The following is a 14,391-nucleotide window of genomic DNA, read 5'->3' on the forward strand; positions in this document are numbered from 1 at the left end:
CCCACGTATATAGTTCTCTCTATAAAAAAAGCTATAGAGATGCTTCTTGATTTTTATAAATAGATATGATTGTCTCTACCAAGTCTAAAGGGGGGAAATAAATAAATGATCGCACGTATTACAACTGTTGCTTTTCGCGGTCTAGAAGCAGTCCCTGTCGATGTACAGGTTATGATTTCGTCTGGTAAAATAGGAATGGCTATTGTTGGATTAGCTGATAAGGCAGTTGCAGAAAGCCGTGAACGTGTACAAGCAGCCCTCCACGCTTGTGGACTTTCTATGCCTACTAAACGAATTACGATTAATCTTGCACCAGCTGATTTACCTAAAGAGGGATCACATTATGATTTGCCAATTGCCGTAGGCTTAATGCTTGCTATGGAAATCCTCCCTCCTGAAGTAGCAGAAGACTATGTCATTTTAGGAGAATTATCATTAGATGGTTCACTTACCGCTGTTCATGGTGTGTTACCAGCCGCCATGACAGCTTTATCACTCGATAAAGGACTGATTTGTCCTTTTCAATGTGGACCTGAGGCAGCATGGGCAAATGCAGAAATAAATATTCTTGCCCCAGAGACTCTGCTCACTATAGTCAACCATTTTAAAGGAACCCAAATTCAAAAACGTCCACAACCGCGCCAATATACTATCGAAACTGAGCTTCCAGATCTTTGCGAAATCAAAGGACAAAAAACAGCCAAACGTGCCTTAGAAGTTTGTGCTGCTGGACGCCATAACCTTTTGTTTGTAGGTCCCCCTGGTGCTGGAAAATCTATGCTAGCGCAACGCTTACCTTCCATTTTGCCACCTCTTGATAGCCGTGAGCTTTTAGATGTCTCTCTGATTGCTTCTATTACAGGAGAAACGGTTCATAATACCATTTCACTTCATTGCCCCTTTCGTTCCCCACATCATTCTGCGTCCATGGCCGCAATGATTGGTGGAGGGCTTAAAGGACGACCGGGAGAGGTCTCCCTTGCTCATAATGGTGTGTTATTCCTTGATGAATTGCCTGAATTTTCTCCACAGGTTCTTGATTCTCTTCGTCAACCTTTAGAAAGTGGGGAGTCAGTTATCGCCCGCGCTAATCACCATATTAGCTATCCTGCTCGATTCCAACTTATTGCCGCAATGAATCCTTGCCGTTGTGGTATGGCAGGCGAAAAAGACCATGTTTGCCCTAAAGGGATACGCTGTCAAATCGATTATCAGTCCCGTATTTCTGGTCCTCTGCTTGACCGAATTGATTTACGGATTGATGTCCCTGCTTTGACGGCTATGGACCTTATGCAACCAGAACAATCAGAAAAAAGCTGCGACGTTGCCAAACGCGTCGCACGGTGCCGTACCATTCAAGCTAAACGTTTTTCAACAATGGGGTTTGATCATATTCGTACCAATGGCGATTGCCCTGCCAAAATTATAGAACAGATTGCCATTCCTGATAAAAGTGCGACCATACTCTTACGAGATGTGAGTGAAAAAATGCACCTCTCTGCACGCGCTTATCATCGTATTCTCAAAGTTGCACGCACAATTGCTGATCTTGACGGATCAGATACTCTTTCACGCTATCATCTCGCAGAAGCTATTTCCTATCGACTAGGCGCAGAAAGATTAACAGCCCTTAACTAAAAAACTACTCATCAATAAAAACTTATTGGAAAATAACGCAAATAAAGTTCTGTAAGTTTACCATCCTCTTCTAAAGATTTCAGCGCATAATTGAGTATATCAACCAATTTTTCATTCTTTTTTGCAACAGCAAGCTGCATTCCTTGCCCCAATAACTGTGGCGCCATATATGCCCCCCCAACAAAATGACAGCAATTCGCGGTTTTTGAATCGTTTAGCCATAAAGATAAAGCAAATCCATCATCAAAAATAAGATCAATTTTACGCTCCTGTAACGCTTTATAGAGCTCCGCCCTGCCTCTAAATTCTTGTCCTTTGGCTTCAGGAAAATAGTGATGAAAGAGCTTTTCGTGAACACTTTTAGATAAAACACCACTGGTTAAATGTACCAATTGATCACTTATTGGCTCATCGAGATTTAAACGTCGAGTAGCAACAAATCGCGCTGGAAAACGCAAATATGGCTTTGTAAAAACAAGATCTTGCTGGGTTTTATTTGTTTCTTTTAAACCTGCAATAATAACTTCTGCACCACCATTGTTAACATGTTCTACAAGCTCTTTCCAAGGAACAACTTCTACTTCACAAAACTTCTCTAATTCTAATTTTGAGCAAATAGCACGCAATAAATCGATATTATAACCTGCAAGATGCCCCGTTTGATCAAGAAAATTAAAAGGAGGAAAATCAAAAGTTGTTACAAAACGCAAACGAAAGATATCCGTTGTATCAGGTTGTACCAAATGTTCATGCGAATCAAAAAAAGAAGGCAGCCTTTCAGCTTCTGCGTAAGAGGAAAATAGAACCCCCCCTGCTACAAATAAAATACGAATAAAAATATTGTATGGATTATTGAATAAAAGATACCGTAGACGCAATTGAAGATGTTTTACATATATAGATTTTTTTATTTTCAAAATCTCTCCCCCATTTTCAAAACTAAGATGCAACTCTCCTTAATTATTATCTAACGCACTTCACCAAAATATCTGGCGTTTAATAAATAAAATTCTTGCTATTTTTTAAAACTGTTAAAAAATTTAACAGTTTTCATATATTTTTTTTGAAACCATTGAAAATACTTCTTAAAAAATTGCGTGAATAAGCCGCACAATAGCGTTTTATTTTGAATAAGAAATGTAACCTCCATGGACAGGAATAATACAAACAAATATACACAATATTCTCACCTCAATTTAACATACAAAAAGTTAAAAAACTTAGAGAACGCGTAATATTAACTTCATTAAGATTGAAGATTGATTTATAGGTAAGAAAGTAAAAGTCTCATTAGTGTAACATAAAGATGCACAACTAATTTTGAAATATTATGCATATGCAAAAATAAACAATAATACTACTCTTTACATAATTTTAAAATTTACGTTTAAAGTTTACGTAAAGCATAATTGGCCTCGTCCTCAAATTTTAAAGGAAAAGGATTCGTACCAACGTTGTTCTGTAAACAGTCAGCTTCTCTCGATAAATTACGCTTTTAATTTCTTTAGTCTTCTCATTGTGATTCACTTAACTAAAGGCGTTCAAGCCCTGCCCTGAATATTCACCACGCACTGTAAAAATACTTAAATATACCAAAGAGGTGCTTACTTGTCTTATATTATCACCCTAAATGACGGTATTTTACTGTATAATTGTGTCATATCATTTCATCATTCTTTCCATTATATATCGACAGATATTGAATCTAGATCTGATATACGGTAAATGTTTAATGTGGTTATTCCATAAATAACTTATCAGAACATTGAGCTTTAAAAAAGCGGATAAAATATTGAAATTGAACACAGGAATGGACTAACTTATGAGTGATGAAATAACCTCACCGGCACAAAGCCATGACTATGATGCGGCTTCTATCAAAGTTCTCAAAGGTCTTGATGCTGTACGCAAACGTCCTGGGATGTATATCGGTGACACTGATGATGGATCGGGGTTACATCATATGGTCTATGAAGTTGTAGACAATGCTATCGATGAGGCTTTAGCCGGTCATGCAACTCTTGTAAACGTCACACTCCATGCTGATGGTTCTTGTTCTGTTCGTGATAATGGACGTGGAATTCCGACAGATATCCATCCAACAGAAGGTATTTCTGCAGCTGAAGTTATTATGACACAGCTTCATGCCGGCGGAAAGTTTGATCAAAACTCTTATAAAGTTTCAGGCGGATTACACGGTGTTGGCGTCTCTGTTGTGAATGCACTCTCTGTTTGGCTTAAATTGCAAATCAAACGCAATGGTAAAATTCATGAAATATCATTTACCCACGGGGTAGCTGATGCTCCATTAAAAGTTGTTGGCGATTGCGATCAAGAAAGTGGAACAGAAATTAGATTTTTACCAAGCTCTGAAACCTTTACTATGGTTGAGTTTGATTTTGAAACTTTAGAGCGTCGTTTACGGGAATTAGCCTTTCTAAATTCTGGGGTTTATATTCTTCTTGTTGACGAGCGTCATGCTGATATTAAATCCGTTGAATTGCATTATGAAGGTGGATTAATAGAGTTTGTGAAATATATTGATCAATCAAAAAAAGCGCTGCTTGATACTCCTATTTATATTACAAGTGAAAAGGATGGTATGAGCGTTGATGTTGCCCTATGGTGGAATGATTCCTATCATGAGAAGGTCTTGTGTTTTACCAATAATATCCCTCAGCGTGACGGTGGAACTCATTTGATAGGTTTCAGAAGTGCCCTTACACGCCAAATTAATGGCTATGCTGAATCTTCAGGTATTGCTAAAAAAGAAAAAGTGAACTTAACCGGTGATGACTGCCGTGAAGGATTAACAGCTATTCTTTCTGTCAAAGTTCCTGATCCAAAATTTTCTTCACAAACAAAGGATAAGTTAGTCTCTTCTGAAGTGCGCCCTATTGTTGAAAGTTTGGTCAATGAAGGTCTTTCAATATGGCTGGAAGAACATCCTCATGAAGCAAAACTTCTCATTAGTAAAGTGGTAGAAGCTGCAACAGCACGTGAAGCAGCACGCAAAGCACGTGAACTCACAAGACGAAAAGGGGCGCTTGATATCACTTCTCTACCAGGAAAGCTTGCCGATTGCCAAGAACGAGATCCCGCAAAATCAGAAATCTTTATTGTCGAGGGGGATTCGGCTGGCGGTTCAGCAAAAAGTGGGCGCTCACGTCAAAATCAAGCAATTTTACCCCTTCGTGGTAAAATCCTCAATGTTGAACGAGCACGTTTCGACCGCATGCTCTCATCTGATATGATTGGAACACTTATTACAGCTCTTGGAACGTCTATCGGTAAGGATGAATTTTCACCCGATAAATTACGTTATCATAAGATTATTATCATGACAGATGCGGACGTTGATGGAGCCCATATTCGTACGCTGCTGCTCACTTTCTTTTTTAGACAAATGCCCGAGTTGATTGAACGTGGACATCTTTATATTGCTCAGCCTCCTCTTTATAAAGTATCGCGTGGAAAATCTTCCCAATATATTAAAAATGAAGCAGCGTTTGAAGAATTCTTGATCGATACTGGATTAGAAGAAACAACGCTTGAGCTTTCAACGGGAGAAGTTCGTGCAGGAGCTGATTTGTATCAACTCGCTAAAGATGCTCGTATATTACGTCAACTTTTAAATGGTCTTCATACCCGTTATGACCGTAATATTGTTGAACAAGCAGCAATTGTTGGCGCTTTTAATCTTGAAGTCTTTGCAACACAAGAAAAAGCGCAAAAAATAGCAGATACTGTAGCACTCCGCCTTAATCTGATTGCTGATGATATGGAACAAGGTTGGAGTGGACAATATACAGCAGATGGAAGTTTATGTTTTGAGCGTATTTTACGTGGTGTTAAAGATGTTGTTACGCTTGATGTGGGACTTATAAATTCAACTGACGCACGCCAAATTGATCGCATTTCCCAAAATTTTATCGACATATATCATCCTCCTGTTCTTTTACGTCGCAAAGATAAAACAGAGCGTATTTTTGGTCCTATGAGCCTTTTAGAGAGCATTTTTACAAACGGTAAAAAAGGTGTTACTCTTCAACGTTATAAAGGTCTTGGGGAAATGAATGCTGAACAACTTTGGGAAACAACGCTTGATCCCAATGCACGTTCTCTTTTACAAGTAAAAATTAATGATGCAACCGATGCAGATTCACTCTTTTCTCGTCTCATGGGTGATGAAGTTGAACCTAGACGTATTTTTATTCAAGACAATGCCTTAAGCGTTGCCAATCTTGATATCTAAAGATACTCTTCTGTTTTTGGCTGTGTAAACGTCGTAGTTTTATACGTTGTTTTTTCGTATTTGAACATTTCATCTCTCTTTCATTTACGATAAAAGAAAAATAAGAAAGGTCATCCATATGACAGCTGAAACAGAACGTGTAGGAACCAAGGGTGGCATGGAGCACTCTTTTGGTTTTACAAGAGTAGATGAAACACAAAAACAATCCATGGTGGATGGTGTGTTTCATTCTGTCGCTGAAAATTATGACAAGATGAATGATATCCTATCATTGGGGCTACATCGTGTGTGGAAAAATTCCATGATTGCTTGGCTTTCCCCACCAGCACTTTCTCATTGGAAAGTTCTTGATGTCGCTGGCGGTACAGGTGATATTGCTTTTCGTATTCTTAATGCTTCACGCCAAAAAGCCCATGCTACAGTGCTTGATATTAATGGCTCAATGCTCAGCGTTGGTAAAAAACGCGCACAAAAAAATGGTCTTGCCCCTCTAATTGATTTTGTTGAAGCCAATGCAGAACATCTACCTTTTGAAGATCAAAGCTTTGACGCTTACACGATTGCTTTTGGAATTCGCAATGTTCCTCATATTGATCAAGCCCTTAGAGAAGCTTTTCGTGTCTTAAAGCCCGGTGGACGTTTCTTATGTTTAGAATTTTCAAATGTCGAGATGCCTCTGTTGGATAAAATTTATGATCTTTGGTCTTTCCATGCTATCCCTAAGCTGGGTCAATTTATCGCAAATGATGGCGATGCTTATCGTTATTTGGTTGAATCTATCCGCAAATTTCCTAAGCAAGATGATTTTGCCCATATGATCAAGCATGCGGGGTTTTCGCGGGTATCGTACCGCAATCTCACCGGTGCGATTGCAGCGCTGCATTCAGGTTGGAAAATTTAAAAATGGTGCAAATTTCCCCTTACTTTCAATTGATGCGTGCAGGATGGGTTCTAACACGTGAAGGTGTTTTAAGTGCTCTCCCTCATGATGATCTTCAAGGATTTCCAGCGCTATGTCATCGTATAGCGAGTGCATTAGCACGACGCAAAACAAAAAAGAAACAACGATCTGAAAATATTTCATATGCCATTAATAAGCTTGGACCCTCTTACATAAAACTTGGTCAATTTCTTGCCACAAGACCTGATATTGTTGGGCGTGATATTGCGGAAGATTTGTCACAGCTACAAGATCGCGTCCAAACATTTTCTTGCACTGCCGCTATTGCTCAAATTGAAAGTTCTCTTGGTCGCTCTATTGATGATTTATTCGTAAATTTTTATCCCCCCATTGCCGCCGCGTCTATTGCTCAAGTTCATCCAGCTGAATATAGTGATGAAACTGGCCATAAGAAAAAATGTGCTGTAAAAGTTATTCGTCCCAATATCAGAGCACGTTTTTCTAAAGATCTTAGAGGATTCTATCTCATTGCTCATTTACAAGAGCGCTATATCCCTGCCTCTCGAAGGCTTCGTCCTGTTTGTGTGGTGGATACTTTAGCACAAACAACACGACTTGAAATGGATTTACGCTTAGAAGCAGCAGCTATATCTGAAATGGCTGAAAATATTCAACATGATACAGGCTTTCGGGTTCCACGTATTGACTGGGAACGGACAGGACGTAATGTTCTTACAATGGAATGGATTGATGGTATAAGAATATCCGAAACTTCCAAACTCAAAGAAGCAGGTTTTGATTTGAAGGTGCTTGCTATTACGCTTATTCAATCTTTTCTTCGTCATACACTGCGTGATGGTTTTTTTCACGCCGATATGCATCCTGGTAATTTATTTGTAGATGAAAAAGGATGTATTGTTGCTGTTGATCTAGGCATTACAGGAAGGCTTGGCAAAAAAGAAAAGCATTTCCTTGCTGAAATTCTTTACGGCTTTATTACCCGCGATTACCATCGAGTTGCACGTGCCCATTTTGAGGCCGGCTATGTTCCTTCACACCATAATATCGAAAGCTTTGCGCAAGCCAACCGTGCTATTGGCGAACCAATTCACGGACAATCAGCACAAAGCATTTCCATGGCTAAATTGCTCACTTTATTATTTGAAGTCACTGAATTATTTGACATGCAAACGCGACCTGAACTTTTATTGCTGCAAAAAACAATGGTTGTCGTGGAAGGTGTTGCCCGTACATTAGACCCCACTTTTAATATGTGGAAAGCTTCTGAACCCGTTGTCAAAGAATGGATTAGTAAAAATTTAGGACCCGTAGGCGTTGCAAAAGACTTTAGTGAAGGAGCAAAAGCTCTCCTTTCGCTGGCACGCAAAACACCACAATTGGTTCAAAATTTCCAACGAATAGAAGAAGATTTCAATCAAATGAGAAAAACAGGTTTTAATCTTTCTCCTGCTACCCTCAAACAACTTGCTGTGGAACAAAGTCACAGAAACCGTTATGGTCGTTATAGTCTTTTCATCATTGCACTTTGTTGCGCTTGTCTTACTTTTTACTTTTTTCATCTTTTCTAATCTCCTTAATATGCTAAAAATATCAACAATGAAATCATTGAAATCATTTTTACTTCTTGGAGGTATTTTATGGCCAGTATTACTATTCGTAACCTGTCTCTTGAAACCAAAGAAGCTTTGCGCATACGCGCCGCGCAAAATGGTATTTCTATGGAAGAAGAAGCCCGCCGTCTTTTAAGCAATCCCCCTACTCACACCACACTCCCCTCTCATGCCAGTGCTGTTGAAGTGCAATCATTGAAATCAAAATCTCTCCTTCTTATTATTGGTGGAAGTATTGCATCTTATAAAGCCCTTGATTTGATTCGCCGTTTACAAGAACGTGGAGCAGATTTAAAAGTTGTGATGACAAAAGCGGCGCAAAAATTTATTACGCCTTTAGCCGCTGAAGCTTTAAGCGGTGGTACTGTATATACTGATTTATTTTCACGCGAAGAAGAACATGATATCGGACATATCCGATTAGCACGTGATGCTGATCTGATTATTTTAGCTCCTGCTACAGCCAACCGCATTGCAAAAATAGCCAATGGCATAGGAGATGATCTGGCTGATTGTGTCCTTTTAGCAGCACGCTGTCCACTCTTGATTGCACCCGCCATGAATCCAGCCATGTGGGTGCATCCAGCAACTATTCGTAATGTTGCACAATTGCACGCAGATGGCGTTCATATCATCGGACCAGAAATCGGAAATATGGCTGAACGTGACGAGATTGGATATGGACGTATGAGCGAACCTTTAACTATTGTCGCTGCTATAGAGAATCTTTTGAATGTGCATGAAAAACCTCTCTTTGACCGCCATTTCATCGTTACCTCTGGCCCTACCCATGAACCAATTGATCCAGTACGTTATCTTGCTAATCGGTCCTCAGGTAAACAAGGTCATGCCATTGCAACCGCTCTTGCACATTTGGGTGCAAAAGTAACACTTATTTGTGGACCTATTCATCTTGCAGACCCACAAGAAGTAAAAACAATTCATGTTGAAACAGCACAACAGATGTTAAAAGCCGTTCAAACCGCATTGCCTGCTGATGGTGCCATCTTTGTTGCCGCTGTTTGTGACTGGCGTAGTCAAACCCAATCTTTACACAAAATTAAAAAGGATGCTCATAAAACACCACCATCCCTTCAAATGGTTGAAAATCCTGACATTTTAGCAACGATTGGACACGCTCCAAAACGCCCCTCATTGGTCATTGGTTTTGCTGCTGAAACATGCGATATTATTGCTAATGCGCAAAAGAAATGCGTTGAAAAAGGAGCTGATTTCATTCTTGCTAATGATATTTCTCTTCAAGTAGATGGTACAAGTGTCATGGGTTCTGATACAAATCAAGTTTATCTCGTAAGTAGAAAAAAAGTTGAACAATGGCCTCATATGAGTAAACAACACGTAGCGCAAAAATTAGCAAACGTGATTGTATCATTTTTTGCCCCCCAAACATCTACTCCTCATGAGAAAAATATACCCCTTTGCAAATAAGAACTCTTCAAACGCGTTGATATTAAAACACCTTATAAAATAGAACTGATAATAGGTGTCTATCCATCTCAATTAGTATATAATATTTTTGATTTATAATGATAACCTAGCATTGTTCATATTAAATTAGAATCCCAGACATCGTAAGATTCTCTCATTCCCAATCTCTCTTCATATTGAATCAATAAAAATCATTTTCTTGCACGTTTTAAACAAGGATAACTGTATGAATACAAAACGTTTAAGAAAGAACTAAAAGCGCTTATAATGGACCGTCTCAAGAACCAAGAGCTTGTCTCGGACAACACTAAGGATGATGGCACCAACGTACTCTTTTTATTAAGAGTATAGTGATGCCCTATAAGTTTTATATTATTCACGAGAGCTTTACCCATAGACCATTCACAAGCGCTGTTGCGAAATGGGTGTGACAAGCGTTGGAAAATATTTTTTAAAAAAATCACATCTCACTCTAGCCTTCATAAAAGTAGGATCTATTGCACTACTGTCTCCCCAGCTTATAAAAAAACAAGCTATCATTCACTTTGCCTAACATTAACTTTGAGAAAGCTCTTGCACTGGATAAAATTTATAAAAAGCATTTTCTCTCTTCAATGTTTTTATCCCCATATTGGTCCTATTTATGATATACGAATAAATGATTTTGATTGTTTCATGATGAGAACAGCTCATGAGAAAATATGACAACTTTATTTGAAGCTCTTATTCACTATGAAAATGATGTATAAATTAATATATTATAAATATCTCAATGCAATTTTAAGCATACCTCACACTGACGCTCATAAAGAGTGTAGACAAAATTCATTGTACCACTGTCTATAAGTTTATGAAACTGACGCTTTTATTATTTTCCTCAGTGATCTGTCTTTAAGATTAAATGTCTGTCTCCTCTCTCCAGCATACCAAGACCACAAAGACTAGAATTTTATCCATGATATCCTCACATTGTGACGATTCATGAGAAGCATTTTTATTCTTTTATCGAAAGCTTTGTACCCATACATTGGTCTCGCCTATAATGTGCACGTAAATAATTTTTTGATGTTGAATAGAGACTTTGAAATTAAAGAATATTTCTATATTTTGGGTTCTTATTCAAGTTGAAAATGATCAATTCTCTTCATAAATTAATGGTGTTATTATCTAAAAATTATTTGATACAGTGCACCACTTGTATGAAAAGTGCTTCAATGAATTCTTACTTCATTGCACTTATGGCTTTTAAAATTCAAAATCTCATCATTTTTAAGCATCAGTGACATCTCCCTTTCTTTGCTTCTTCTCAAAAAACTGCTCTTCCATGGAATCGGACGGTCAATCGCCTAAGCTTATTTTTTCCACTTCTATCATATTAATCATTCTGTTGCCCAAAATTAGAATATCTACGGAGCTACTACGTTACCCCTATTCCATTGAATTCAATATTTTTTTGAAAGCGAGAGGCAAAAGCATGCTGCCAAATAGTAGAAAAGTACAGAATTTTAGGAATTGTGTAAAACAATTAAGCACTTAAATAAACTAAGTTAGATAAATCTACTGAATAAATAGAAGTAAATAACTTTCCTCCCCAAAGTTCTTATTCCTTAATTTTTTACATATATCATATAAACGCAATAATCTACACTATGTACAAAAATAATAAAAACTTCTTCTACAACAGCTGCTTTTTAAATTCTTCTTTGTTTTAAAAATCAAAATTTCTATTTATTCAAACTTTATTTTAAATAAAGGAGCCTTATCCGTTTTTTATAATGTTTTTGAAAAAAATCTTGTAATTCAAAGAAAGAAAAAATTACACTGTACATACTTTAAATATATTTCTTGTTTTTTTTGCTTCTTTCCTTAGTTTATTAATCTATGATTTTTACTGCTGCTTATCGTGCTTTACAACGTCTTCTGACCTCGCAATATCGTATTATGATACTGAAAGCATTGGGGGTTACTTTTTTCATTCTCACCATTTTATGGTTATGTGTGCACCAACTTTTTGTGTCTTACTTTTGGCCCTGGATTGCTCAATTTCTTCCTGGACTCCCTAGTTGGGCGGGATGGATTGGTTTTAGCATGCTTATCATTTTTAATCTTGGTTTGGCTCTTTTGTTAGCTTTTTTGATTGCACCAATCACCGCTATGATTGGTGGTTTTTTCATTGATTCTGCTGCTGAAATCATTGAAAAAGAGGATTACCCAAATGAGCCTATTGGACAAGCTTTGTCGTTTCAGCGTTCTCTTATCATTTCCTTTAAATTTGTTATTTTAAGCCTTCTTGGTAATGGAATTGCTTTTATTTTATTCTTCATACCAGGTATTAATTTAATTGCTTTTTATCTTATTAATGGTTATTTGCTCGGTCATGAATATTTCTTGTTTGCTGCTTATCGTTTTCGAACAGAGCAAGATGCACGTACTTTTTTACATACTCATTACACAACGGTTTTTGGTGCAGGATTATTGATAGCGCTTTTTGTTTCGATTCCAATTCTTAATTTAGCAACACCGCTTTTTGCAGCCGCCTTTATGACATATTTACACAAAATGCTTTCCCAAAAGACCATGGCACGCATTACACAAAAATAGTTTCCTTGACTTTAAGGTTAATAAAACTTGCCAGCCAAAGAAAGCATAATATAAAATTTTATGTTTTCTCTTTTATTAAAGCAATATATTGATTTATAATGATAATTTATTGTTCCACAATATGAGTGAAAAACCTAAATATCATGAGGGTTTCTCATTTTAATCCTATTCATATTGGATCAATTGAAATCGTTTGTTTATGTATCATAAATGAAGGTGGTATGCGGATAAAAGTACTTTCAAAAAGGCGTGAAATATCTTTATATGAATCCTCTCAATGCAAACATTATCGTCGCATTGAAAACTGAAAAAGAGTATGATGGTGCCGCTTTGTACCTTATATTTCAGTAAAAATGGAGAGCATAATGTATTTTATACCCTTCATAGAGAAATGATTATTATACTCTTCATGGGTACCGTCATAAGAGAGTTTTGGGAATATTGAGACTGTTAAATCTAGCAACGCGTGAATACATAACAAGAACAATATTTTGTTTTGACGTTCTATTTTATGTGAAAAGCGTGCACTTTGAAAGACCATTCTGAAAAAATATTGCTCTGGTGTTGGCGTTTCGCTAACATAACATTATCATAGTCATTATCTTTAATGAATGAGTGTGGCTTATATTATAAGGTTTCTTGATTTAAAAATTGTTGATACGAATGATTAATTGGATATCCATTTTCATTAAAAGAAAATAAGGCGTTTGTTAATGAGCGCAAGGAGTGAGTTTTAATACAAAAATCAAAGAATAAAAACATGTCAGTTCTTAAAACTTCTGAGAAGTTTGTTATAGGAAATACTCTTCATGCATATGATTGTTGTAAAATTGGAAAAATTAAAAAACAGTGGAGTGAGAGCTATACGTATACTGATAAAAGTATTAAATAGACTCGTTTGGTCAGCCGGCAAAGCAAATGTGACTGCTTAAATTCTATATTCTTTCAAATCATGCAAAAGGTGTATAATATTTTAAAGGAAGGTTATAAAGATGAACTGGATTACAAATTATGTTCGCCCTAAAATTAATTCTATATTGGGACGCCGTGAAATTCCAGAAAATCTATGGATTAAAGATCCTACCAGTGGTGAAATGATCTTCCATAAAGATTTGGAAGCCAATCAATTTGTGGCTCCTAATTCTGGCTATCATATGCGTATCAGTGCCAAAAATCGTCTTATGCATTTTTTTGATGATGGTGTTTACACAGCTCTTGAAAATCCAAAAGTTGTGACAGACCCTTTAAAGTTTCGCGACGAAAAACGCTATATTGATCGGTTAAAAGAGTACCGTTCTAAACTCGGTGTTGAGGACAATATTTTGAGTGCACGCGGTACGATTGAGGGTTTGCCAATTATTGCAACCGTTCAAGATTTCGCCTTTATGGGGGGATCACTCGGTATGGCCTCAGGAGAAGCTATTATCAAAGCTTTTGATACTGCCATTGCCGAAAGATGCCCTTTGGTTCTTTTTACTGCTTCTGGTGGTGCACGCATGCAAGAAGGAACACTCTCATTGATGCAAATGCCCCGTACAACAGTAGCGATTGAAATGTTGAAAGAAGCAAAACTTCCCTATATTGTTGTGCTGACTAATCCAACCACCGGTGGTGTTACTGCTTCTTACGCCATGCTTGGTGATATTCACATTGCCGAACCTGGCGCTATGATTGGTTTTGCTGGTCCACGTGTGATTCAACAAACGATACGTGAAACCCTACCAGAAGGGTTTCAAAGTAGTGAATATCTGCTTGAACATGGTATGATTGATATGGTTGTATCGCGTTTAGAAATGAAAACAACAATTGCGCGTATTTTACGCTTGATGATGAAACGCCCTGCTGTTTTTAACCCTTCCGATCCATCCCCAACAGACTCTCAAACATCGCTTTCTAGGACAAAAGCAGCTTAAGTT

At 37.4% G+C, this 14,391-nt stretch carries 8 protein-coding genes; 7 read left to right on the forward strand and 1 reads right to left on the reverse strand.

Translation table 11 applies throughout. From position 1 onward, the window contains the following. Positions 1-105: 105 nt before the first annotated feature. Positions 106-1,638, forward strand: coding sequence for a YifB family Mg chelatase-like AAA ATPase (locus tag ACFIM8_RS00575; protein WP_375606130.1), 1,533 nt, complete (start codon positions 106-108; stop codon positions 1,636-1,638). A gap of 11 nt (positions 1,639-1,649) precedes the next feature. On the opposite strand, the gene ACFIM8_RS00580 is transcribed toward ACFIM8_RS00575, so the two are convergent. Beyond that, positions 1,650-2,555, reverse strand: coding sequence for a transporter substrate-binding domain-containing protein (locus ACFIM8_RS00580; protein WP_375606129.1), 906 nt, complete (start codon positions 2,553-2,555; stop codon positions 1,650-1,652). A gap of 905 nt (positions 2,556-3,460) precedes the next feature. Between ACFIM8_RS00580 and gyrB the strand changes: the two genes are divergently transcribed. The 6 genes from gyrB (at position 3,461) to accD (ending at position 14,388) form a co-directional block, all read left to right on the forward strand. Then, complete coding sequence (gyrB, locus tag ACFIM8_RS00585) at positions 3,461-5,893, forward strand: DNA topoisomerase (ATP-hydrolyzing) subunit B (RefSeq protein ID WP_375614324.1); 2,433 nt, start codon at positions 3,461-3,463, stop codon at positions 5,891-5,893. A gap of 118 nt (positions 5,894-6,011) precedes the next feature. Further along, positions 6,012-6,794 (forward strand): bifunctional demethylmenaquinone methyltransferase/2-methoxy-6-polyprenyl-1,4-benzoquinol methylase UbiE, encoded by a 783-nt coding sequence (ubiE, locus tag ACFIM8_RS00590; protein WP_375606127.1) that lies wholly within the window; start codon positions 6,012-6,014, stop codon positions 6,792-6,794. A gap of 2 nt (positions 6,795-6,796) precedes the next feature. Next, positions 6,797-8,383 carry a 2-polyprenylphenol 6-hydroxylase gene (gene ubiB, locus ACFIM8_RS00595; RefSeq protein ID WP_375614325.1) on the forward strand — a complete coding sequence of 529 codons (1,587 nt, stop codon included), beginning with the start codon at positions 6,797-6,799 and terminating at the stop codon, positions 8,381-8,383. A 69-nt stretch (positions 8,384-8,452) separates the two neighbouring features. Then, positions 8,453-9,874, forward strand: coding sequence for a bifunctional phosphopantothenoylcysteine decarboxylase/phosphopantothenate--cysteine ligase CoaBC (gene coaBC / locus ACFIM8_RS00600; RefSeq protein WP_375614326.1), 1,422 nt, complete (start codon positions 8,453-8,455; stop codon positions 9,872-9,874). Positions 9,875-11,755: 1,881 nt separating this feature from the next. Continuing rightward, entirely contained in the window at positions 11,756-12,475 is a 720-nt protein-coding gene (locus tag ACFIM8_RS00605) for a sulfate transporter family protein (protein WP_375614327.1), read from the forward strand. A 992-nt stretch (positions 12,476-13,467) separates the two neighbouring features. Then, positions 13,468-14,388, forward strand: coding sequence for an acetyl-CoA carboxylase, carboxyltransferase subunit beta (gene accD, locus ACFIM8_RS00610; RefSeq protein ID WP_375608985.1), 921 nt, complete (start codon positions 13,468-13,470; stop codon positions 14,386-14,388). The last annotated feature ends 3 nt before the right edge of the window (positions 14,389-14,391 follow it).

Source organism: Bartonella sp. AC535YNZD (genome assembly GCF_042196625.1).
Lineage (GTDB): Bacteria > Pseudomonadota > Alphaproteobacteria > Rhizobiales > Rhizobiaceae > Bartonella.